Source organism: Streptomyces sp. B21-083 (assembly GCF_036898825.1).
Taxonomy (GTDB): domain Bacteria; phylum Actinomycetota; class Actinomycetes; order Streptomycetales; family Streptomycetaceae; genus Streptomyces.
Genome location: NZ_JARUND010000002.1, coordinates 358,519 through 381,280, shown reverse-complemented (window position 1 = coordinate 381,280; position 22,762 = coordinate 358,519). Strand labels below are relative to the sequence as shown.

The 22,762-nt window shown below is 68.1% G+C and carries 23 protein-coding genes and 1 pseudogene; 16 read left to right on the top strand and 8 right to left on the bottom strand.

Annotated elements, in window-relative coordinates; translation table 11 throughout:
* Nucleotides 1-26: 26 nt before the first annotated feature.
* The 4 genes and pseudogenes from QA861_RS25780 to QA861_RS25765 all read left to right on the top strand — a co-directional run.
* Nucleotides 27-488: a nuclear transport factor 2 family protein gene (locus QA861_RS25780; protein ID WP_334590953.1), complete on the top strand. Its 462-nt coding sequence runs from the start codon at nt 27-29 to the stop codon at nt 486-488.
* 544 nt (nt 489-1,032) lie between these two features.
* Entirely contained in the window at nt 1,033-1,539 is a 507-nt protein-coding gene (locus QA861_RS25775) for a DUF6545 domain-containing protein (protein WP_334594842.1), read from the top strand.
* Complete coding sequence (locus QA861_RS25770) at nt 1,469-2,074, top strand: amidase (protein ID WP_334590952.1); 606 nt, start codon at nt 1,469-1,471, stop codon at nt 2,072-2,074. Before QA861_RS25775 ends, QA861_RS25770 begins: the two co-directional genes overlap by 71 nt.
* A 77-nt stretch (nt 2,075-2,151) precedes the next feature.
* A pseudogene (locus QA861_RS25765) lies at nt 2,152-2,379 on the top strand (acyl-CoA dehydrogenase family protein); the annotation flags it as partial.
* Here the strand turns inward: QA861_RS25765 and QA861_RS25760 are convergent.
* From QA861_RS25760 to QA861_RS25745, 4 genes are all read right to left on the bottom strand, one after another.
* Complete coding sequence (locus QA861_RS25760) at nt 2,360-2,929, bottom strand: TetR/AcrR family transcriptional regulator (protein WP_334590951.1); 570 nt, start codon at nt 2,927-2,929, stop codon at nt 2,360-2,362. The pseudogene QA861_RS25765 and the gene QA861_RS25760 overlap by 20 nt on opposite strands.
* A gap of 272 nt (nt 2,930-3,201) precedes the next feature.
* Entirely contained in the window at nt 3,202-3,960 is a 759-nt protein-coding gene (locus QA861_RS25755; RefSeq protein WP_334590950.1) for an SDR family oxidoreductase, read from the bottom strand.
* Nucleotides 3,957-4,745 carry an enoyl-CoA hydratase/isomerase family protein gene (locus QA861_RS25750; protein WP_334590949.1) on the bottom strand — a complete coding sequence of 263 codons (789 nt, stop codon included), beginning with the start codon at nt 4,743-4,745 and terminating at the stop codon, nt 3,957-3,959. The genes QA861_RS25755 and QA861_RS25750 overlap by 4 nt, the downstream gene beginning before the upstream one ends.
* The gene (locus tag QA861_RS25745; protein ID WP_334590948.1) at nt 4,742-6,385 is read right to left on the bottom strand and encodes an AMP-binding protein; all 1,644 of its coding nucleotides are present in this window, start codon (nt 6,383-6,385) and stop codon (nt 4,742-4,744) included. Before QA861_RS25745 ends, QA861_RS25750 begins: the two co-directional genes overlap by 4 nt.
* Before the next feature lie 976 nt (nt 6,386-7,361).
* Here QA861_RS25745 and QA861_RS25740 point away from each other — a divergent pair.
* The 3 genes from QA861_RS25740 to QA861_RS25730 all read left to right on the top strand — a co-directional run bounded on the left by QA861_RS25740 (nt 7,362) and on the right by QA861_RS25730 (nt 9,667).
* A complete protein-coding gene (locus tag QA861_RS25740) occupies nt 7,362-8,300 on the top strand; it encodes an alpha/beta hydrolase (protein WP_334590947.1) in 939 nt (312 codons plus the stop codon).
* 87 nt (nt 8,301-8,387) lie between these two features.
* Complete coding sequence (locus QA861_RS25735; protein ID WP_334590946.1) at nt 8,388-9,275, top strand: helix-turn-helix domain-containing protein; 888 nt, start codon at nt 8,388-8,390, stop codon at nt 9,273-9,275.
* Nucleotides 9,272-9,667, top strand: coding sequence for a DUF2255 family protein (locus QA861_RS25730; RefSeq protein WP_334590945.1), 396 nt, complete (start codon nt 9,272-9,274; stop codon nt 9,665-9,667). The genes QA861_RS25735 and QA861_RS25730 overlap by 4 nt, the downstream gene beginning before the upstream one ends.
* Before the next feature lie 107 nt (nt 9,668-9,774).
* On the opposite strand, the gene QA861_RS25725 is transcribed toward QA861_RS25730, so the two are convergent.
* The 4 genes from QA861_RS25725 to QA861_RS25710 all read right to left on the bottom strand — a co-directional run bounded on the left by QA861_RS25725 (nt 9,775) and on the right by QA861_RS25710 (nt 13,539).
* A complete protein-coding gene (locus QA861_RS25725) occupies nt 9,775-10,722 on the bottom strand; it encodes an NADP-dependent oxidoreductase (RefSeq protein ID WP_334590944.1) in 948 nt (315 codons plus the stop codon).
* 176 nt (nt 10,723-10,898) lie between these two features.
* Nucleotides 10,899-11,591, bottom strand: a complete 693-nt coding sequence (locus QA861_RS25720) for an NADPH-dependent F420 reductase (RefSeq protein ID WP_334590943.1) — start codon at nt 11,589-11,591, stop codon at nt 10,899-10,901.
* Nucleotides 11,588-12,631 (bottom strand): LLM class flavin-dependent oxidoreductase, encoded by a 1,044-nt coding sequence (locus tag QA861_RS25715; protein ID WP_334590942.1) that lies wholly within the window; start codon nt 12,629-12,631, stop codon nt 11,588-11,590. Before QA861_RS25715 ends, QA861_RS25720 begins: the two co-directional genes overlap by 4 nt.
* A 239-nt stretch (nt 12,632-12,870) precedes the next feature.
* Nucleotides 12,871-13,539: a TetR/AcrR family transcriptional regulator gene (locus QA861_RS25710; protein ID WP_334590941.1), complete on the bottom strand. Its 669-nt coding sequence runs from the start codon at nt 13,537-13,539 to the stop codon at nt 12,871-12,873.
* Nucleotides 13,540-13,642: 103 nt separating this feature from the next.
* Between QA861_RS25710 and QA861_RS25705 the strand changes: the two genes are divergently transcribed.
* The 9 genes from QA861_RS25705 (at nt 13,643) to QA861_RS25670 (ending at nt 22,752) form a co-directional block, all read left to right on the top strand.
* Nucleotides 13,643-13,945 carry a transposase gene (locus QA861_RS25705; RefSeq protein ID WP_334590940.1) on the top strand — a complete coding sequence of 101 codons (303 nt, stop codon included), beginning with the start codon at nt 13,643-13,645 and terminating at the stop codon, nt 13,943-13,945.
* Nucleotides 13,946-14,383: 438 nt separating this feature from the next.
* A complete protein-coding gene (locus QA861_RS25700; RefSeq protein ID WP_334590939.1) occupies nt 14,384-15,277 on the top strand; it encodes an alpha/beta hydrolase in 894 nt (297 codons plus the stop codon).
* 97 nt (nt 15,278-15,374) lie between these two features.
* Nucleotides 15,375-16,271 (top strand): helix-turn-helix domain-containing protein, encoded by an 897-nt coding sequence (locus QA861_RS25695; RefSeq protein ID WP_334594841.1) that lies wholly within the window; start codon nt 15,375-15,377, stop codon nt 16,269-16,271.
* 105 nt (nt 16,272-16,376) lie between these two features.
* Nucleotides 16,377-17,072 carry an NAD-dependent epimerase/dehydratase family protein gene (locus QA861_RS25690; protein WP_334590938.1) on the top strand — a complete coding sequence of 232 codons (696 nt, stop codon included), beginning with the start codon at nt 16,377-16,379 and terminating at the stop codon, nt 17,070-17,072.
* Nucleotides 17,073-17,245: 173 nt separating this feature from the next.
* Nucleotides 17,246-18,928: a CocE/NonD family hydrolase gene (locus QA861_RS25685; protein ID WP_334590937.1), complete on the top strand. Its 1,683-nt coding sequence runs from the start codon at nt 17,246-17,248 to the stop codon at nt 18,926-18,928.
* A gap of 454 nt (nt 18,929-19,382) precedes the next feature.
* On the top strand, nt 19,383-20,282 hold the full coding sequence (locus QA861_RS25680; RefSeq protein ID WP_334590936.1) for an alpha/beta hydrolase: 900 nt from the start codon (nt 19,383-19,385) through the stop codon (nt 20,280-20,282).
* Between the two features lie 444 nt (nt 20,283-20,726).
* Nucleotides 20,727-21,782, top strand: coding sequence for an alcohol dehydrogenase catalytic domain-containing protein (locus QA861_RS25675; RefSeq protein WP_334590935.1), 1,056 nt, complete (start codon nt 20,727-20,729; stop codon nt 21,780-21,782).
* Nucleotides 21,783-21,901: 119 nt separating this feature from the next.
* The gene (locus QA861_RS47145; RefSeq protein WP_443041579.1) at nt 21,902-22,324 is read left to right on the top strand and encodes a DoxX family protein; all 423 of its coding nucleotides are present in this window, start codon (nt 21,902-21,904) and stop codon (nt 22,322-22,324) included.
* A gap of 170 nt (nt 22,325-22,494) precedes the next feature.
* A complete protein-coding gene (locus QA861_RS25670; RefSeq protein ID WP_334590934.1) occupies nt 22,495-22,752 on the top strand; it encodes a hypothetical protein in 258 nt (85 codons plus the stop codon).
* Nucleotides 22,753-22,762 lie beyond the last annotated feature (10 nt).

Below are 22,762 nucleotides of genomic sequence, written 5' to 3'. Positions count from 1 at the left end.
CTCCCCACCGTTCTAAGGAGAAAGTCATGACCCCGCTCAACGAATCCGATGCCGTTCAAGAACTCCTCGACAAGGCCGCCATCGCCAAGCTGATCCACACCGTCGCGCGCGCCATGGACGCCCGCGACTGGGATCAACTCACCACTTGCTTCGTCCCGGAAGCCGTAGGCGACTTCCCCAACGCCGTCGTCGATAGCCGTGACGCAATCGTCGCCGGCATGAAGGGTCTGCTCGAGCCTCTTAATGCCACTCAGCACCTGGTGGCAAACATCAACGTCAGTGTCGAAGGTGACACCGCCACGGCACATGCCACCTTCATGGCTCAGCACGTGCGCGCAGCAGCGGACGGCAACGGGCACTACATCATGGGCGGCGACTATGACGACAACTTCCGCCGGACGGACGATGGCTGGAAATTCACCAGGCGCCAAATCCGCGGAATCTGGAGCGATGGCGATCCCTCGGTAATGGCAATACCGGTCTCCTAACGGATTCGTCGCGACCGACCTCCGAAGTGTCTCGCCTGCGGCAGAGCGCGTTCCCGCGCGTAGGATTTGTGGGATGAGATAAGCGCAGAGCCAATCTCGCGGTCCAACTAAATGCGTAGTGGGTGTCGAAGTCAGGACGCCCACCACGCATTCAGCGTGAAGAGCGGTGAACTGCGGCATATCCGACAGCAGTCGGAATGCCTGGTCAAGCTCAGACGGAACGTCTATGTGCGCAATTTAGCCCCGACCGTCTGGGCCGTACCCGGCTTCGTCATCGCGTAGCCGCGAGATTTCCCCCAACAGCATTGACACGAACCGCTCACCGGGCCATGCATCGTCAACCTCGCCCACCTGCGCACTGTAAGACGCAAGTTCACTACCTCCGCCTGCGGACGCTGGGCGAGCCAGTCTGCACCCATTCGGCGCTGCATCGTCGCATCCTGAAGCAGGATCACCCGATCACGCGGAACCCGCTGCGCCTCCAGCAAAGCGAGGGCACGGGTGACATTGCTCCCGCAATAAGCAACACCTCAGCCACTACCGCCTGCGCCCCCTGTGGCTGGCCTTCTCCAACGAAGCCCCCGAGATCCGCCTGCCGGTCGACCAGGGCGGTCCCGCCCGGCGCCGCCGCTTCCGCAGCATCGGGTTCAAGCTCTACCGACGGGCGGTCGAGATCCGCGACGGCTGCTTCGTGATCCGCCAGTACCTCGAAGCAGGCGTCCGTCAAAGCAGCGAAGCGCACCACGGGGCACGAGGGCTCTCGGGCGAGGAACTTAACGCCGCTGTCACTGCCGATCAGATACTCGCTGGCGTCGCCGCCCGCAAGACGGGAGAGCGCCCCCATCCCGACCAGCTCACCGACTTCGCCGATACCGCCCCGAGACCAGCCAGCCGATGGAAGACATCGACGCCCTCCTCGCCGTCGCCCGCCACATTCCTCGCCAACGTGCCCGCACCCCCCACCCCGAGCGAGCCTCCGCATGACGACCGACCTGACGCGTCAGCCTGCGCACGTCCAGCTCCGTGCCCTGGATCGCCGCGAGATCTCTAGCCGCGAGCTGCTCGATCTCCACCTCGACCGGATCGAGGGCAGCACGATCAACGCCGTCGTCACCCGGGACGACGACGCGGCCCGGCAAGCCGCCCGCGCCGCTGACGAACGCCGCGCCCGCGCCCGTGGCGAGAACACGGGCGTCCTCGATGGGCTGCCGCTGACCGTCAAGGACAGCTTCGAAACGGCCGGCCTGCGCACCACCAGCGGCGCCGAGGATCTGCAGGACCACCTCCCAGAGCGGGATCCCGACGCGGTCGCACGGCTCCGCCATCAGGGAGCGGTGATTATGGGTAAGACCAACACCCCCGCGTACTGCCAGGACCTCCACACCGACAACGCACTCTTCGGCCCGACCCTCAACCCGCACGACCCGGCTCGCACGGTCGGCGGCTCCTCCTCCGGCGGCCCCGCCGCAGCGGTCGCCGCCCACCTCACACCCGCCGATCTCGGCAGCGTTCTCGCAGGTTCGCTCCGCCTGCCGGCCCACTACTGCGGGGTATACGGCCTGCGGCCCACAGGACGCATTACGTAGAGTGCGCCGTCGTCCTTGAGCCTGTCGCAAAGGGCTCTTGAACTGCTGCTTTAGGGGGACGTTACGGGCGAGGGTCCACCACCGGCGCCGTCCAGGTGCTCGGCGGCTACAGTTGCACCCGCGACTTCCCCGTCAAGCGCTAAATGCGCGAGGCCAAGGTCGTGGGGATCTTCGAAGGCACCAACCAGATCCGGCGGTTCGTCAGCTGCGGCCTTCAGAGACTGCAATCCCTTCTTGTCCTGCACGGTGATGATGCCCTGTCGCACCGGCCACGTGCCCTCGCTTTCACGTCTGAGGCATGCTGAGGCCGTGCAGCAGAAGATCGGCCATCTCAGTGTACGCCTCGCCTGCAGTCAGCCCGGTGCTGGTCAAGAGCGCCCCGGACTGCACTCCTTCAATGGCCAGCGCCACGAGGTGCCCGGCGAAGTTACCGTCGATCGGACGCAACGCCCGGGCCTCGACACCGGCAGCGATCAGCTCCTGCACACGTCGAGCCGCAGCCTTGGAGTTGACCCGATAGATCTCCGCGGTGGGCCCGAAGCCGATCATGTCGGTGTAGAACTCCTGAGAACACCGGCTCATCGCCTGGCCCACCCCCGACAGGTAGGCCGGGATGCGCTGTCTCGGATCGGCCACGGCGGCCACGGTGATCTCGATCTGCTCGGTCGCCTGCTGGAAGAACCGCTTCGCCACCGCTGTCACCAGTTGTTCCTTGCTTCCGGCCACGCTGTAGAGCGTTGCCTTCGAGCAGTGCAGGCGATGCGTCAGATCGTCCATGCTGAGGGCCGTGAAGCCCTCGGTGAGCACCAGCTCTTCCAGGTCCGAGAGCAGTGCGGCACGACGCTCCTGGTCCACCCGCCGACGACGTACCGATCCATGATTCGTATCCCGAGCCCCAGCCATCACAAGCCAAGTATGACTGGGTGCCATCGCGTGTAGGCGACGGCCGGTGAGGCGGACACGGTCACTCGCAGGAGCCGTTGCAGCGACGGCTCGGCACGTCCCCTTCGGCATGGGTCGGCGGTACCGGACCGACACTCGGTGGTCGGCGACCGATCCCGGCCGGGGCGCGCGAGGCACAGGGACTCAGTTCCCTGGGAGACGCGGGTGATCAGGCGGGCTGTCGGTTACCGGATTGAGGAGCCGATGGAGATGCCGCCGTCCACGTCGAGGACGATGCCGGTGATGTAGCCGGCCGCTTCGCTGGCGAGGAACGCGGCGGCTTCCGCGATGTCCTCGGGGCGGCCGGTGTGGCGCATGGGGACCTTGGCGGTGAGTTTGTCGCGTGCCGGGCCGTTCATGGAGGCGAGCATGGGTGTTTCGATCAGGCCGGGGGCGATGGCGTTGGCGGTGATGCCGTGGCGGGCGCCTTCGAGGGCGAGGGTGCGGGTCATGCCGACGACGCCGGCCTTGGCGGCCACGTAGTTGGTCTGGCCGAAGTTCCCGCGCCATGACATGGAGGAGAAGCTGACGATGCGTCCGTAGCCCTGGCGCTTCATCGGGCCGAACGCGGCGCGGGCGCAGTGAAAGGCGCCGGTGAGGCTGACGTCGATGACGGCGTGCCAGTCGTCGTCGCTGATGTCCTCGACGCGGTTGTCGCGGATGATGCCGGCGTTGTTGACCAGCACGTCGACGCGGCCGAAGTCGCTGGTGATTCCGCCGATCCAGTTGTCGACCTGCGCGGAGTCGGTCACGTCCACGATGTCGGTGCGGAGCTTGGCGTCGTGTGCCGCGGCGATTTCGCCCGCGGCATCCGCCAGGGCCCGTTCGTTGACGTCGGCCAGCGCGACAGTGGCACCCTCCGCGGCGAAGCGCGTGGCCATGGCGAGCCCGAGGCCCTGTGCGCCACCGGTGAGGGCGACGACGCGCCCGTGATAGCGGTTCATGTGTTGGCTGCTTTCGTCGTCCGGGAGGCGAGAAACGCCTTCAGGGTGTCGGCGACGGAGCTCGCTGACCAGTTGTCGGCGAAAGTCTCCAGTTCCTCACGAAGGGCGAGCTCGGGGGCAACGCCGTCGATCCTGTGCAGCAGCGTCTTGAGGTGCCGCTGCGCGGGACTGCTCCGCTCGGCCAGTTGACGGCAGATACGGGAGGCTGTGGCCTCGAGTTCGGTCTCCGGCACGATGGCCCGGATCCAGCCGGTGCCGGAGAACTCCGTCGCGGGCAGGAGCTCTCCGGTCAGCAGGAGCCAGCGTGACAGTCCGCGCCCGACCGCAGCAGGCAGTCGGACACTGGACCCGCCGGCCGGCACGAGCCGGTTGTTGAGGTGTCCGTCGCCGATGAGCGTGGCGTCGGCGGCGACCACGACGTCGCAGGCAAGGGCGAGTTCGAGGCCGCCGGCGACGGCGTGGCCGTGCAGGACCGCGACCCACGGGACGGGGCTGGCGTCGATCCGGCTGAAGCAGGCGGATACGTCCGTCAGGAAGTCGACCGGGTTCTGGCCGCGCTCGTCCAGTTCCAGGAACTGGTGGAAGTCGCCGCCGGCGCAGAAGCTCGGTCCGTTGCCGGCCACGGCGACCACCGCGGTGGCGGGGTCGGCCTCGGCGCTGGTGATTTGCTTGTCGAGGGCGTCCATGAGGGCGGCGTTGAGGGCGTTGCGCCGCTCGGGCCGGTTGAGCCGCAGCCACCTGATGGGTCCGCGCTGCTCGACGATGAGGGGATCTGTGTCGGTCACTGTGCCTCTCGGCTGGAGAGTTCGGCCCGTCGGCGGCTGCGCAGCAGGTAGCGCTGCGTCTTGCCGCTCGGTGTCTTGGGCAGGCTGTCGATGAAGTGGATCGTGCGCGGATAGGCGTGCGCGGCGTAGCGGGTCTTGACCAACTGCTGCAGCTCAGCGGCGAGTTCCGGTGACGCGACACTTTCGTGGGCCACGACGACGTACGCCTCGATGACCTCGCCGCGGGCCTCGTCCGGTGCGGCGATGACGCTGCATTCGGCGACGGCGGGGTGCTGGGCGAGGACGCTCTCGATTTCGAACGGGCCGATCCGGTAGCCGGCCATGATGATGACGTCGTCGTCGCGGGAGGAGAAGAAGAAGTCGCCGTCGGCGTCGACCGACCCGGCGTCCCCGGTGAGATACCACCGGCGGTCGGTGGTGAACTTGGCCGCGCTCTGGCCCGGCCTCTGGTAGTCGCGGAAGGTCATCAGCGGGCTCGCGGCGACATCGATCGCGACTCTGCCGAGCACGCCGGTTCCGGCGGGCTCGTCCCGTTCCTCGGACAGGACGGTGAGGCTCCAGCCGGGCACCGGCCTGCCCATCGATCCGGTCTTGAGGGGCCGGGCGAGCTCGGGGTGATGGTGATTGGCCAGGGGCATGCCGATCTCGGTCTGGCCGAAGTGGTCGTGCACCTCCAGGCCGAGCACGCGACGGGTCCACTCGTTGACCTCGGGGGTCAGGGGTTCTCCGGCGCTGGACAGTCTCTTCAGGGACAGCGCCTGGGGTACTTCCACCGATGAGGAACGGAGTTGCCGGTACACGGTCGGGGCGGCGGTGAAGTCGGTGACCGCGTGGTCGAGGAGTGTGCGCCAGGTCGACTCGACGGAGAATTGGCCCGCCAGCAGCAGACTGGGGATACCGGCGGCCATCGGGGCGACGATGGCCGCGTACAGGCCGTAGGCCCACCCTGGGTCAGCCGCACACCAGTAACTGCCGTCCTGGGGGACTCCCAGGGCGTACTCCAGGTACACCTGCCATCCGGCGATGTATGACACGGGATGGATGACGCCCTTGGGCTTGCCGGTGGTGCCCGAGGTGAACATGTGCACCAGCGGCCCCTGGCCGCCGACGGCGACGGCGGGCACCGGCTCCGGCGACGCGGCCGCGACGAGGTCGGCGAGCAGCACGTCATCTCCGGAACTGGTGGTCCGCGCGACAACGATGCGGCGCTGGTGGTCCTGCGGCATGTCCGGCCCCGGGTCGAGCTTGTGCCGCTGATCCGGATCGACGATCACGACTCGCGCCCCCGAGCCCTCCAGACGCATGGCGATGGCCTGAGGCGCGAACGCAGTGAACAACGGCACGTAGACCGCCCCCAGGCGCCAGAGCGCGAGGATGACGGTCACAAGGTCGGTGCTCTTGCCCATCAAGGTCGCCACCCGGTCGCCCGACCCGACGCCGAGCTCCTGCAAAGCCCGCGCACAGCGGTGGGAATCTGCCGCGAGCTGCCCGAAGGTCAGGACGGACGCCTCGCCGGCGGCATCGACGACGGTGAACGCCACCCTGTCGGCAGGATGCCGATCGCACAGCAGCCACGCCACATTCGTCTCAAGAGAGTCGATCATGGAGGTCAACTCGGTGACCCGGTCGGAGGCCCTCATCGCCGGCCCTTCTGGTCTGCGGCCAGGGCCACGCCCTCACACGTCGGGGTCAGGGCATTTATGTCATACATGTGCTGCATCGTCGCTCCTCGTCGAGCTAAAGGCGGCTCCTACACATGGTGGGTACGATAGAGGGTACGAAAGTACCTCGTCAATTACCCTACTCGGAACGCGGCCCTGTTCGGGGGCTGCGGCTAGCGCGAGGTTTGGCGCAAGCTCGCCGGTGCCCTGGGGCGGAGGTTGGTGAAAGTGACCGCGACCGCGATGTGGCGCGCGCTGCTGCCTCGGCGTTCCGCCTGGTGCGGGCCCTGTTCGACGTCCGAGCGCGCTGGAAGGGCCTGCTCGTCGTCGCAATCGACGGTGCGCACCTGGACGTCGCCGACGATGCAAGCGATCCGCGCCAAGCCGGCCGGGTACCCAACCAGTACACCGACGCCTCCGGATGGAGATCTGCGTCCTCTTAACCGCCTGGCGGGTGATCCGGATCGCCATAGCCCGGCACCGCCCAGACATCCGGCCCCGATCCAGATCGCTGCGGCTTCTCCGTCGCCCTGAGCGCCGCCCGTGGCCAGATCGTCCGGGGCCAAGGAGTGATCGCGTATGCCGTCATCGGCCGCGTCGGTGAAATCGGGCACACGGTCCTGGGCGCCGCTTGTCGGCCCAGCGGGCGGCGAACGGCCTCGACGATCGCCGCCCAGTACTGATCCGAGGCCGGGCCACTACCTGTAGCCGCGGGCATGGTCGTTGTGCTCGTCGGACTCCAGGCCGAGGTGCTGGCCAGGTGCCGGGTCAGGCGTTCCCTCGGTTCCGGGAGGTCAGTGACTAGGAAAGATTCTTCCCATTGTCGGCAAGTCGCACCCGGGGCACCCTCGAAACGTGGCATCCGGTCAGCAAACGGACCTGCGGCCCCGCAGACAGAGAGCACCCGCATGGGCGCCCCGTCAGCCTCACCGGCAACGGTTTTCCGTTAGCCCGGATGAAGACGCAACCGACCGAGGAGAACAAAGTGCAGCGCAAGATCAACTTCGACCGCGACGGTTTGACCCTGGTGGGCAACCTGTTCACCCCGGACGAGTTCGATGAGAACGGCCGCTACCAGGCTGTGATCGTGCAGGGCTCGTTCACCTCGGTCAAGGAGCAGATGGCGGGTACCTACGCCGAGAAGTTCGCCGAGCAGGGCTTCGTCGCCCTCAGCTTCGACTACGCCCATTACGGCGAGAGCGAAGGACAGCCGCGTCAGTACGAGTCGCCCGCCGAGAAGCTCAGCGACCTCCGCGCGGCGGTCACCTACCTGACCGAGCTCCCCTACGTGGAGGCCGTGGGCATGGTCGGTGTCTGCACCTCGGCCAGCAACGCGACCCACCTCGCCGCGCAGGACTCACGCGTCAAGGGCCTGGCGACGATTGCCGGATTCCTCGTCAACCAGGACGTGTTCGCCGCCACTTACGGCGAGGACGGCATGGCCGCGCGTCGCGAGCAGGCGGCCGCGGCCAAGAAGAAGTACGAGGAGACCGGCGAAGCGACGACCATCACGGTCTACAGCGAGAGCGACAAGGATGCGGTCAACTACATCCCGTTCGAGGGTGTTTTCGACTACTACGAGAACGAGTCGCGGGGCAACGTTCCGCAGTACAAGAACGAGCTCGACGTCTCATCGTGGGCGAACTGGCTCTCGTTCGATGCGCTGAGCGAGGCGTCGTCCATCACGACCCCGACGATCGTCGTTCACTCCGACGAGAGCGCCCTGCCCGAGAACGCCAAGAAGCTCTACGAGGCTGTTCAGGGCGAGAAGGAGCTCGTGTGGTCTGACGGAAACCACTACGACTACTACGACTCGCCGAAGCAGATGGACAACGCTGTCGCGAACGTGACCAGGTTCTTCCGCATCCACCTCACCGAGGGACCGGCTGCCTGACACCTTCGGGTGCTCACCTGACCCGCAACCGGCGCCGTGCCTGGGACGCAACCCGTCCCGGGCACGCCACCAGAAGCAGTGAGAGACGTGACAGCGAAAACCCCGCACCTGGAAGAGCTCGGCCAGTTCTTGAAGGCGCGCCGCAGCGAACTCGACCCCGCCGACCTGGGGCTGCCTCCGGGAGATCCGGGGACCCGTCGTGTGTCCGGGTTGCGGCGCGAGGAGGTCGCGGCGCGGGTGGCGATCAGCAAGGACCACTACGCCCGTATCGAGCAAGGACGGCTCGCCCCTTCAGAACCGGTCCTCGCGGCCATCGCCGACGCACTGCGCCTCACACCCGATCAGCGCGCCTATGCCGAAAGCCTCGTGCAGCAGGCCGGACGGCGCACCCCTCCGGGGCGCCGCTCGACACCGGTGCGCCCGCAGATCCAGCGCCTCATGGAGCAGTTGACCGACACACCGGCGTTCGTGGTGGGCAAGTACCTCGACATCCTCGCCTGGAACCCGCTCGCCGCGGCACTTCTGCTCGACGTCGACAAGACGCCACCCAAGGAGCGCAACTACGTCCGGATGCTGTTCACCGACCCCCGGATGAAGGACTTCTACGAGGCCTGGGAGGCCATGGCCCGCACCGGCGTCGCGCTGCTGCGTACTCAGGCCGCCGACAACCCCACCGATCCTCGGCTCGCAGCCCTGGTCGGCGAGCTGTCCGTCACCGACCCGCAGTTCCGCCAGTGGTGGGCCGCCCGCCCCGTCGGCCGCCAGGAGTTCGGCACCAAGACCATCCGCCACCCCGGACTCGGCGACCTCACCCTGGACTGGGACGGCTTCCAATGGGTCGGAGACCCCGACCAGCAGATCATCATCTGGTCGGCCCCGCCCGGGTCACCCACCCAGGACAAGTTCCGCATCCTCAGCTCCTGGATCGCGGCCACACCGGCACGCGACGCCGCAGAAGGGAGGGCCGGCGCATGACCTGGCCAGCCGGCGACCTCCGTCGCATCGCAAGGTGCCGTCTGCTGCACATCAATCCGCAGCGCGCCGACGGAACCCCGAGCCGTTTCGTCCCGGTCGGCTTCGTCGTCGTCGCAGACGACATCTACGTGCGCTCGATGAGCGCGTCGGGGCGCTGGTACCGAAGAGCCCTCGCCAACGGCGTCGGCAGCATCCAAGCACGCGGCATCGTGCGCGCCGCCACCTTCCGCAGCCTCGTGTACGACGTCACCTTCCACGATGCAGCCGATGCACCCCACGACGCCATCAATGCCGCTTACGCCAAGAAGTACCGCCTGGCCGGACGCCGGGCGGTCGAAATGGCCACGAACGACGCGGCGCGCCCCTTGACCATCCGCATCGACCTTTGTTGACCGCAGCCAACCACGGTTGAATGGGGGGCACGGGGCGCTCGCCTGCGCGCCGATGGGATGCAGACCGCAGGTCATCGCAGGGTAGTTGATGTCGTGGCCAGCTCTGCCTAGCGGTCGATCCGTATGACAATCTTTCCGCTGGCCTTGCCCGCGGCGATCGTGGCGAGCCCCTCGGCGGCCTGCTGGAGGGTCAGTACCGTGGCGACATGGACGGTCAGGGTGCCGGCGGCCGCCTGCTCGGCGAGCGAGGCGATGGTCTGGGTGTCCGGTGCGGCGAAGACTGCGGTGCCGGTGAGGCCGGCGGCTGCGAGGGCGTCCGCGTCCGGTGCCGTGGTCGTGGTGGCGACTTTGCCGCCCTTGCGGATGGCGGCCAGGGGCACGTCCTCTTTGGTGAAGCCGGCGAGGTTGACCAGCGCGTCGATGCCCTCGGGGTGGGTCGCCTCGACAGCGTCGACGACGGAGCCGGCTGTGAAGTCGATGACCGTCTTGGCGCCGAGCTTCTTGAGTCGCTCGGCGTCGGCGGCGGTGCCGGTGGCCATAACGGATGCACCGCGCGCGGCCAGTAGCTGCACCGCGTAGGAGCCGACGCCGCCGGAGGCGCCGTTGACCAGGACGGTCTGCCCGGGCTGGGGGTCGATGGCGTCGACGGCTGCCAGGGCGGCCGCACCGGCCAGGGGGAGTGCGGCGGCGGACACGAAGTCGAGGTCCGCGGGCTTGACGCAGACGTTGGCGGCGGGCAGGACCGCGTACTCCGCGAGGACACCTGCCTGGATGGGCGGGGCGAACGGGATGTGTCCGATCACCTCGTCTCCGGGAGCGACGTGGTCGACGCCGGAGCCCACCTGCTCGACGACGCCGGCAGCGTCACGGCCGAGCACCACCGGGTATTCGTGCTGTGCCATGCCGGCCGCCATACCGCCCGCGATCACGTTGTCGAGGGCGTTGAGACCGGCGGCCGCGACCTTGATCAGTACATGCCCGTCGGGGACCTCGGGGGTGGGCAGTTCGGCGAGGACGGGCTGCTCCCCGGCGGCCGGGATGTGAAGCGCGCGCATGATATCTCCTAGGTGAAACGAGGGTTGGTGAGTGGTACGGTCGGCCTGTCACGGGCCGGCGTCGGACAGCCAAGGCCGCCGCTCACGCGGTCTTGGCGAACCTGGTTCCAGGCCGTGTCGAGGGCCTTCCTGCTGCATGGTGGTTTCCGGCGACCGCGGCCACGCCGACGTGGCCGTCAGGCCGCGGAACACTCGGCGAGGTTCTCTCGTTGACGGCCGTCCTGAAGGGCGGCCTGGAACGCGGCACCGCCGAGCAGGGCGCCGAAGAGGTCGCGGCCGGGCTGCAGAACGGCACCGGCTGCCAGCGCACCGACGTCGACGGGGTCGAAGCCGAAGGCGTCGACGATCCCGGCCACCGTGACGACCGCGGCGCGGTCGTCGCCCGCGATGCCCAGGGCCACCCGGTCCGGGGCCCCTGCGGGGCGGGCGCACTCCTCGATGTCGTGGTATCCGATGTGGTTGAGCGTCTTGACCAGCCGGACCGAAGCCGGCCAGCCGTCCCGGACGATCTCGCTGGAGGACCGCTCCGAGGTCTCGAACTCGGGCAGGATGCCGTCGGCGGGAGGCCAGTAGTTCATGACATCGACGACGATGCGGCCCGTCCAGAGGTCGGCGGGGAGAGTGCGCCACTTCCTCAGAGGGACGCACACGAAGATGACGTCGGAGACGCCCGGCAGTTCCTCGGCGGTGACCGCCAAAGCTCCGGGCAGCACGATGCGGGTGACCAGCGCGGTGCGCTCGGTCGGACCCGAAGCCGCGATGTGGACCCGGTATCCCGCGGCCAGGGCCCGCCCGGCGATCGCCACCCCGGCCTTGCCGGCACCGATGATGCCCACCGACCGCACCTCGACGGCCGCGCCCGTGTTCATCGCACCGCCTCGACGCTCTCGCGGCGCGCGACCTCCGCGCGGACGACTGGGGCGACCTCGGTGCCCAGCAGTTCGATGGCGCGCATCGCGTCGAGGTGGCTCACGGGGCCGACGGCGAGCTGCAGCATGGTGCGCTGGTGGCCCAGCACCTCGTGCTGGTGCAGCAGTTTCTCGATGACCTGACCGGGCGAGCCGACCGCGTACATGCTGCCGGGGCCGTTCTTCGCCGCCATGGCGGCAGGGGTGAGGGGAGGCACGCCCCGCTCGGCGCCAATCATGTTGAACAGCGCGGCGTCGGCGGGGAAGTAGATGTCGGCCGCCTTCTGGGAGGTGTCGGCGACGAAGCCGTGCAGGGTCACGCCGAGCGGCTGCGGGGGGCGGCCGTAGTGCTCCGTCGCCTCACGGTAGAGCTCGGCCATCGGCGCGAAGTGCCCGGCCGTGCCGCCCACCGTGCCCAGGGCCATCGGAAGGCCGAGGGATGCCGCGCGGACGACGGAGTTGGGGCTGCCGCCGACGCCGATCCACACCGGAAGCCGGTCCTGCACGGGCCGGGGCAGGACGAGCTCGTTGTCCAGCGGGGGCCGGAACTGTCCTGAGAAGGTGACGGGCTCGGGCTCACGCAGCGTCAGCAAAAGACGCAGCTTCTCGTCGAACAGGGCGTCGTAGTCGGCCATGTCGTGCCCGAACAGCCGGAACGAGTCCGGCAGCGCGCCGCGCCCGGCCATGATTTCGGCCCGTCCCCGGGAGACCAGGTCGAGGGCGGTGAACTGCTCGAAGACCCGCACCGGATCGTCCGAGCCCAGGACCGTCACTGCGCTGGTGAGGCGGATCCGCGACGTCCTGGCGGCCGCGGCCGCCAGGATCACCGCCGGAGCCGGCGCCGCGAACCCGGCCCGGTGGTGCTCGCCGAGACCGAACACGTCCAGCCCGACCTCGTCGGCGAGGGCGATCTCCTCCAGCAGCTCGGGAATGCGCTGGGCCGGCCCTACGCCCTCGCCAACCGCCACGTCGGCGAACGTGAACGCGCCGATCTCCATCATGCACCGCCTTTCTGGGTATCTGTCCGTCCGGGCCAACGACCTAAGTGACGCATATATTCCACTTCTGAGGCGTGGGTGTCGAGAAGACCTGAGAGGGACCTCGCGAGTGTCCGCTGAAGTCGGGCTTTTTCGGCGCGACCCTGACCGTTACGCCGCACTGCGCCATCTCACGCTACCTCAAGTGACGCACCTGCGTCAGTTAAGGTCGGTGTGGATGCGCCCGCCATGCGGCGCGTGGGTCAGGAGGTTTCCGCGCCCCGGTCGTCCCCGTGCATCCGCAGCAGGGCGCGGTAGGTCTCGGTCATGGTCGGCGCAGCGGGAAGAGGGGCGGTGCCCGGTGCGGCGAACGCCTGCAGCAGGTAGGCGATGAGCCGAGGTGAGAGCTTCCCGGCGATATCGCCGCCACCGGCCACGATGCCCGCGTGGGCGATGAGCACCAGGATGATGTCCTCGGGTGTGAAGTCTTCCCGCAGGGCTCCCGCGGCCTTGGCGCGCGCGATCAGCATGCCGATGTTCTCGTAGGCGCGACGGCGCTCTCTCTCGAGCCGGATGCTCCTGGGGAACGTCATCGTGAGGACCTCGGTGAAGCCGCGGTCCCCGAGCTGCATGCCGGCCACGCTTTCCACGTACGTGGTGAAGCCGTGCCAGGCGTCCGGCTCGGTCAGGGCCTTCGCGGCGGCGTCGGCGTAGGCCCTGGCCTTGTCCTCGAAGACCGCCGCCACGAGGTCCGCCTTCGTGGGGAACCGGCGCCGCAGCGTCGGCTCTCCCACCTCAGCACACTGGGCGATGTGCCGCATCGAGACGCCGAGCCCTTCGTCGGCGAAGATCCGGCGGGCGGCGGCGATGATGCGCTGCCTGTTGCGTTCGGCATCCGCCCGCAGGTGCTTGTCAGGTCTCGTCGCCGCCATATGCCGATCATATCGGCGCCGCTGGAGCACCCTTTGGTATGCCCTGTCCCGATGAAGTCGGGTTGCTGGACAATCGACGATCCAGCAGCCTTCGGAGGCCCTGATGCCCCACGGCTGTCCGCCCGAGTTCCGCCGCAAGGTCCTCGATCTCGTCGCATCCGGAAGGACGGTCGCTGAGGTCGCCCGGCTCCTCGGCATCAGCGACCAGATGATCTATATCTGGCGCCGCCAACACCTCATCGATATGGAACAGTTGTCGGTTACCAACAGCAGTGACCTGACCGATCTTGCTGCGGCCCGCAAACGTATCGTCGAGTTGGAGGCTGAGTGGGCCATGCATCAGCGGGCTGCCGAACTGCTGAGTGAGGTGAGATCCCCGAAAGGCGGTTCGAAGCTATCCGCGTGACGGCCCGCGAGCACCTGCCGGTGCAACTGGCCTGCCGGGTGCTGCATGTCGCCGACTCCGGGTACTACGGGCAGGACCGGCTGCCGTCGAGCCGTCTGGACGAAACCCGCCCGGCTGACCGAGGCCATCGTGGGTATCCACACCGCCTTCCGCGGCACCTATGGCTCCCGCCGTGCACGCCGAGCTCGGCCTGGGCTTGGAGATCGATGTCGGTCACGGCACCGTGGAGCTGCTGACGTGGTGCGCCGGCCTGCCCGGCAACGGGCGCCCTCGCACCAAGCACGTGACTGCCTGGCAGCGGTGTCAAAGGCGGCGATGCCGTCAACCAAGCACGAGCTCGTTAGGTAGGAAAGATCCCTCCCATTGTGGGCGAGTCGGCCCGGAGGCACTCTCGAAACGTGGCATCCAGCCAGTACCGACCAACAGAGAGAACTTCACGTGAGCACCGAGGTCAGCTTCACCAGCAACGGTCTGCGCATCGCGGGGCTGTTCTTCGCCCCCGAGGGCCGCGTGGGTGAGCGCCTGCCGGCCATCGTCGTCTCGCACCCGGGCGGGGGCGTGAAGGAGCAGACCGCGAGCATCTACGCCCAGCGCCTGGCCGACAAGGGCTACGCCGCCCTCGTGTTCGACGCGGCTTACCAGGGGGAGAGCGAGGGTCAGCCCCGCGGTCTGGAGGACCCCTACCAGCGCAGCGAGGACGTGAAGTCAGCGGTCAGCTACCTGACCACCCGCGACGACGTGGACCCGGAGCGGATCGGAGCGCTGGGGATCTGCGCCTCGGGTGGGTACGTGCCCTTCGCCGCACAGGCCGATACGCGGATCAAGGCTGTCGGCACAGTGAGCGCCTTCGACGCCGGCGACGCGGTCCGTAACGGCCTCGATGGCCGGCAGGGCCCGGCCGGCCTGCGACAGATCCTCGACCTGTCGACCGCGATGCGGACCGCCGAGGCCGGCGGGGCCGATCCGGCCTACGCGCCGATCGTGCCGGAGTCCTTGGAGGAAGGCGGGGAGGGCTACGAGTACTACCGCACGCCCCGTGGACAGCACCCCCGCTCGGACAACAAGCAGCTGGTGCGCAGCATCGACCGGCTCGTCCAGTTCGACGCCTTCCGCTTCATGTCGATGATCTCGCCCCGGCCCGTGCTGATGATCGCCGGAACCGAGGCCTTCAGCCGGCCCTACAGCGACAAGGCCGTCGCCCTGGCCCAGGGGCCCAGCGAGCTGTTCCTCATCGAGGGTGCCACCCACATGTCCCTGTACGACCAGGACGAGCACGTGACACCGGCTGTCGACAAGCTCGACGAGTTCTTCGGCAAGGCCCTGGCGGCGTGACGCCCCGGGTACACCAGCCTGGCCCACAGTAGGAGTCGGGTCCGAGACAACACGAGCCCTGGACGTCGGCTCCTGCACCGAGGCGGGTGTGAACGAGATGACCGAGAAGAACCCTTACCTGCAAGAACTCGGGCAGTTCCTGAGGGCACGGCGCGGTGAGCTGTCCCCGGACGACCTCGGACTGCCCGTCGCGCACGATGCCACCCGTCGTACCTCCGGGCTGCGGCGCCAGGAAGTCGCTGACGGCGTGGCGATCAGCCAGGACTACTACGCCCGCATCGAGCAGGGGCGCCTCGCGCCGTCCGAACCCGTCCTCGAGGCGATCGCCCACTTCCTGCGCCTCACGCCGGATCAGCGGGACTACCTCGAGGGCCTGGCCCAGCGGGCCGAACGGCGCACGCCGCCACGGCCCCGCCCCAAGCTCGTGAGGCCGCAGCTGCAGCGCCTCCTGGACCAGCTCACCGACACGCCGGCGATCATCGTGGGCAAGTACCTCGACATCCTCGCCTGGAACCCGCTCGCCGCCGCACTCCTGGTCGACCTCGACAGCATGGCCCCCCATGAGCGCAACTACGTCCGGATGGTGTTCACCGACCCGCGCGTGCAGGACCTGTACTACGACTGGGAGGCCATGGCGCGCAGCAGTGTCGCGACCCTGCGCATGCAGGCCGCCGACAATCCCCATGATCCTCGGCTCGCGGCCCTGGTCGGCGAGCTGGCCCTCGTGAGCCCGCATTTTCGCCACTGGTGGGCCGATCACAAGGTCGCCCGCCCGGACTTCGGCACCAAGACCATCCGGCACCCCGAACTCGGCGACCTCACCCTCGACTGGGACGCGTTCGGCTACGTCGGCGACCCCGACCAGCAGCTCGTGCTGTGGTCAGCTCCAAAGGGCACCAGCTCGCACGACAAACTCCGGATCCTTGCCTCGTGGAGTGCCCCGGCGACCGAACGCCACGAAGCCAGGACGGATGACCGAGAACCTCGTGCCTGACCGACGGCAATGGGGAACGGCCCTCGCCACGGCCGTCGCGTCACCCGCGACTGCTTCGCCCGGCCCCCCTCGTCCTGATCCCCACCCATTCTGGAAGGAACATCCGTGCGCGTCATCGTCTTCGGGGCCTCCGGCATGATCGGACACGGCGCGCTGCGTGCCTGCCTTCTCGATGACACGGTCACCGAGGTGCTCGCCGTCGTCCGCAGCCCACTGAACGTCGCCCATCCCAAACTGCGGCAGATCATCCACACGGACTTCACCGACTACAGCTCGATCCAGGAAGAGCTTCAAGGCCTGGATGCCTGCTTCTACTGCCTCGGAGTCTCGGCGGTCGGCCGCGCGGAGGACGAGTACACGCGCGTGACCCACGACTACACCCTCGCAGCGGCCCGCACCCTGTACGCCGCCAGCCCCGCCCTCACGTTCTGCTACGTCTCCGGGGAGGGCAGCGACCCCACCGGGAAGAGCCAGCAGATGTGGGCACGGGTCAAGGGCCGCACCGAGAACGAGCTGCTCGCCATGCCGATGACGGCGCACATGTTCCGCCCCGGCTATGTGCAGCCCGTGGACGGAGCGATCTCCCGCACCCCCATGTACCGCGCGGTGTACCGCGTCACCGCAGGTCTGTACCCGCTCCTGCGACGCGTCGTTCCCCGCTACGTCACCACCACTCAGGCCATCGGCCGCGCCATGCTCGCCGTCACCCGCGCCGAGGGAGCGAGTCCCACCGTCCTGCGCAACGACGACATCAACCACCTCGCACACAGCTACCCACTTGGCCCGGCAGCCGCGTCATAGCCCGTGCCGTTCGGCCCCGCTGTGGGCCTCCATATACCCGCCCCCCACCGGACTCGTTCCGCGGCCTGCCCGCGCATCGCCGTCGGTTCCGCCCGTCCGGGAGTGCCGAGGGCCGGCTCGTCCTGTCCGAGTCCGGTGATTCCGCAACAACACACCACGAAGGAGGCCGGCACATGGATGTGACGGTTGAACAGAATGTCCCTGCGACGATGCGTGACGGCACCGTTCTGCGGGCCGACGTCTACCGGCCCGCCACGGGCGGTCCCTACCCCGTGCTGCTGAGCCGTCTTCCGTACGGAAAGAGCCACCCCATCAACACCGGACACCTCGATCCGCTCAGTGTGGCCCGGTCAGGCTTCATCGTCGTACTCCAGGACACCCGCGGCCGGTTCGCCTCGGACGGCGAGTGGGAGACGTGGACCCACGAGCCGGACGACGGCTACGACACCGTCCGCTGGGCCGCCGCGCTGCCCAACTCCAACGGCAACGTCGGCATGATCGGGGTCAGCTATTTCGGCAACACCCAGTGGACGGCCGCACTGTCCAAGCCCCCGGAGCTGAAGGCCATCGCCCCCCAGATCACCTGGTCGGAACCGCATGACGGGCTCTTCGCCCGCGGTGGGGCCATCGAGTTCGCGCTGAACACCTCGTGGACACTCCTGATGGCAGGGGACACGCTGACGCGCCGACACGCCGACGACCCGGCCGCGCTCGGGCAGGCGCTCGGGGCACTGCTCACCGATGTCGACCAGCTGGGCTCCTCCGTGTACTGGGAACTTCCGGCCGGCCGGCACCCCGCCTACCAGCGCCACGGCCTACAGAACCAGGATCTGGGGTTTGAACACGCGCTGCGGGATCCGGAGTGGAGCGCGGCCTGCCGCATCGCGGGACGCCACGCGGAGATCGATCTGCCCAGCCTGAACCTGGGCGGCTGGTACGACGTCTTCAGCCAGGGCACGCTGGACAACTTCACCGCGATGCACGCCGCCGGACGGCCAGCCAACCTGATCATGGGCCCCTGGACACACGAGGCATACACGGGGCAGATCGGTGACGTGGACTTCGGCGCCGCCGCGAACATGGAGGTGCTCGGCTTCCGTGGCAGGTTCGTCGACATCCAGAACACGTGGTTCCGCAGGTGGCTCACCCCCGAGGCCGACCCGTCCGGGCCCGAGCTGCCACCTGTACTGCTCTTCGTCATGGGGAAGAACGAGTGGCGCGAGGAACAGGAGTGGCCGCTGTCCCGCGCCGTCGACACCGACCTGTTCTTGCGCGCGGACCAAGGGCTCGCCTTCGACACCCCCCAGGCCGACGAGGGCACCGACACCTACGTCTACGACCCGGCCGACCCCGTACCCACGACCGGCGGACCACTGATCACGGCCACCGGGTACCGGCCCGGTCCGCTCGACCAGGCACCCGTGGAGGCCCGGGAGGACGTCCTGGTGTACACCAGCGAGCCCCTGGCCGAGGACCTCGAAGTCACCGGCCGTGTCCGGGCGTTCATCCACGCGGCGACCGACGCCCCGTCCACGGACTGGGTGGTCCGGCTCTGCGACGTCGACCCCCAGGGCCTGTCCGTCAACGTCGTGGACGGGATCCTGCGGGCCGACACCACACCGGGCGAGTTCACCGAGCACGCCGTCGACCTGTGGTCCACCAGCTACCTGTTCCGCGCCGGCCACCGCCTGCGCGTCCACGTCACCTCCAGCAACTTCCCCCGCTGGGACCGCAACCTCAACACCGGCCAGTCCATCGACACCGCAACCGACTTCCGCCCGGCCCACCAGAACATCGCGCACGACGCCGCACGGCCCTCCCGCATCGTCCTGCCGGTCATCCCGACCGACAGCTGATCGCCGGGGGTCAACACCGCGAACATCGCAAACCTGGCCGCCGTAACGCGCCGGACGCGCCGACCCGGGCGGTTCCAGTCCTGGGACAGGAGGGCCTGCGGCTGCGGCCGTGAGATGGGCCCTCAGGATTTCGGTCTCTGCCGCGGGATCAGACGATCCACCGGTCGAACCGGCTGCATGACCCACGGCATCTGAGTGGAGGGCTCAAGCCACCACAGGATCCCGCCCGTTCACGCCCGCACGCACCGGCGCCGGCATGGAGGCCATCTCAGGTAGGAAAGATTCCTCCCATTGTGGGCGGGTCGCGGCGCGGGCACTCTCGAATCAGGGCAAACCGCCAGCAAACAGACCATGGACCGGCAGGCCATCATCAGCGGCTGGTCAGCGGTCGCACGGAATCGGCGTTCCGCCTCATCAATCCAAACGTCTCGCATCGTCGAACCAGGAAGTCAGCATGGCTCAGAAGCTCAGCGCACTCACCAACGGTTTCGCACCTCAGACCGTAGAGATTCCCAGCGGAGATGGCCAGATCGTGGCCCATCTCTACCTGCCGGAAGATCACGACGCGTCCAAGCGCTACCCCGCCGTAGCTGTGGGAGGGTCGTTTTCCTCTGTGAAGGAGCAGATGGGTGGGATCTACGCCGGGGAGATGGCCCGCAGAGGCGTGATCGGCCTTGCCATCGACTACCGCAACTACGGGCAGAGCAGCGGCGCCATCCGCCAGTACGAGGACCCGAACTCCAAGGCCGCTGACATGTCGGCGGCCTTGCGCTTCCTGAAAAGCCGGTCCGACGTGTCGGGGGCAGGGCTCCTGGGCGTATGCACCTCGGGTACCACCGTCATCGAGGCTGCGGCCAACGATCCGGGTGTGGGTTCCGTAGCGACGGTTGCCGGCATGTTCGTCGAGTCGGGAGTGATCCCGCACGCGGAGCGCCGCGTCGCCGAAGGCCGAGCGGCCACAGAGAAGTACGAGAAGACCGGCATCGTCGACACCATTCCGGCTTACCACCCGTACAGCCGAAAGGCTGTCAACACTGTGCCCATGCCGTACTACCTGTCCGCGAAGCGGGGGAACGTACGCGAGTGGCGCAACGAATTCGCGGTGATGGCCTGGGGCGACATGCTCAGCGCAGACGCCGTGTCGAGCGCTTCACGTGTCACCGCGCCAACACTCATGGTCCACTCGCGATTCGCTTCCTACCCGGGCCAGGCACGCAAGGTGCACGAACGACTCGCCGGGCCAAAGGAACTGTACTGGGGCAAGGGTCAGCACTTCAGCTTCTACGATCACCCCGGACAGGTTCGTGACACCGCGGACCGAGTCGCAGCGCACTTCACGGCCACGCTGAGCTGAGTCAGCCTCCGGCTCAGACCTGAGGGCACGGTGCGCTTCGGGCCCAAGGCCACCCGCTGCGCCGGCAGTCCGGCCGCGGCCCTGGCCATAGGGTTCAAACTCGCCGAGCCCGGCGCGTGATCACCGCACCCCACCTCGTTGCCCTCATCTGCGCCGGCGCCCGCTTCGAGGACGGTCACCCCGCCGAACGCTCCGAGGTCACCGCAGCCTGTACCACCCCGCTGATTCACGAAACTCCGCATCCTCAGCTCCTGGAATGCACCCGCGGTCGCACGTACAGCGCCGCCCCGGAACCGCTGAGGCCGGTCGCTCGAGGTCAGGGAAACGCGACGTGAGCCTCATTTGCGGTCGAAGACGCGCGGCGCCTCAACTGCGCGCGACAGCGCGGACCCTGGCCCTTTCTCGCTGAAACTTGCCCGCTCACCCCGCACGACGAAAGGCTCAATGATGCGCGCCGCACTGCTGACCGAGTACGAAGAAGACTTCGTCATCGACACGATTCCCGACCCTACGATCACCTCACCGACCGACGTCATCGTCCGCGTCGGCGCGGCCGGCTTCTGTCGTAGTGATATCCACATCTGGCACGGACACTACGACGCCCTCCAAAAGGGTGCCGGAATCGACCTGCCGTTCGTGTGCGGTCACGAGAACGCCGGCTGGGTGGTGGAAGTCGGCTCGGCCGTGACCCATGTGGCGGTCGGCGACACCGTCCTGCTCCACCTCTCGCCCTCCTGCGGGTACTGCAAGGCGTGCCGAGCCGGCGACGACATGCACTGTGTCGCCGGCATGTTCACCGGAGTGCTCTCTCCGGGTGGCTTTGCCGAGTACGTCAAGACCAGCGCGCGGGCGGTCGTACCGATCCCCAGCAGTATGGCGCCCGCCGATGCGGCACCTCTCGCCGATGCAGGGTTGGCGGCCTACCACGCGGTGCGCAAGGCACTTCCGCACGCGGTCCCGGGGACCCGCACCGTCGTGCTCGGCGCCGGCGGACTGGGGCACATCGCGATCCAGGCTCTTCGCGCGTTGTCCCAGACGGAGATCATCGTCGTGGATCGCAACGCCGCAGCCCTCGATCGAGCCCATGGTTGGGGCGCCGACCACACGGTCCTGTCGCAGAAGGACCGTTCGCACATCGCAGAGATCATGGAGCTGACCCACGGGGCGGGTGCCGAGGTGGTCTTGGACTACGTCGGCGAAGGGGGTGCCCAGAAGGACGGTGTCGAAGTCCTCGCCACCAACGGTGTCGACTTTCTGGTGGGCTCCGGAGCCAAGCTCGAGATCGACATTCTCAGCCAGATGCTGATCCCGGAGAGGAGCTTCGTAGGCAACAGCGGTGGTACCTACAACGAGCTGGTGGAGCTCGTGGCACTTGCTCACCGGGGAGTCATCGAGATCAGCACCACGCGGTTCCCCCTCGAAGGTGTCAACGAAGCACTCCACGCGCTCAACGACGGCAAGCTCATCGGTCGTGGCGTCCTCATGGTGTCCGAGGGCTGACGGTTCCTTCCGCCACCGCCCGGCTGTGACCGCTGCATCGTCGCAGTGACGGCCTGGTTGGCTCAATCAGTCGATCAACCCATCAGAACAAGGCTGCCCACCGAGCGAAGGCGCCCGTCATGTTCATCGCGACCCTCGTCACCTCCCTACTGCTGGACCTCCTTCTGCTGGTTTCGGCGACGGGGAAGCTGCGGCACGATCCGATGCAGATGGGCACCATGCAAACGGTGGGCTTCCCAGCCGACAGAGTGTGGTTGCCGACGGCCGCCGAAGTGGCGGGGGCTGTCGGTCTCGCCATCGGGGCCGCTCGGTGCGGTGGCGGCGGTGTGCGTGATGTTGTCCTTCGTCGGAGCAAGGGCTGCGCACCTACGAGTGCGCGATTTCAACGTCATGGCGCCGGTGGTGCTCCTGCTGGCAGGGGCGGCCGGAGCTGCACGGGCAGGGCGCGGACCATGGAGACACGCTTGACAGCTCATGGTGCAGGATCTGGTTGTCGACCACGGCCTGATGCAGTGTGCCGACGAGGGCTTCGACGCCGGTAGTGGGCGATCTCATCAACGTCAGCGACCCGCAGCTCCGCTTCCTGAGTTGAGGGCGCAGCGGCTGCCTGTTGTCCGCGTCTGGACAAGGGCCCCGACCTGGTTGTCGGCGGATGACTTCCATAGGGGCAGCAGGGGCCGGGCGGACACGTTCAGCATCACCTGCGTATTCCGTGATCTCACAGCGCAGGAGCAGGGCCTTCCTGGAACTGCTCACTACTGAGGACAACGGTGACGCCGCTCTGTACGTCACTGTCAAGGCGCAGGTGATGGATCCGCTGCGGCCGAGCCGGGTGTCGGTCACGACACGCACCAGTCCTGAGGGCAAGGGGCCCGCGCTGGACGGCGCGGCGAGAGAACTCCTCAAGGCCACCTACCTCAGGCCCCTGCGCGACGGCGAGGCGGGGTGGAACATCGTCGGCCGCCGGTAATCTTGGCCCC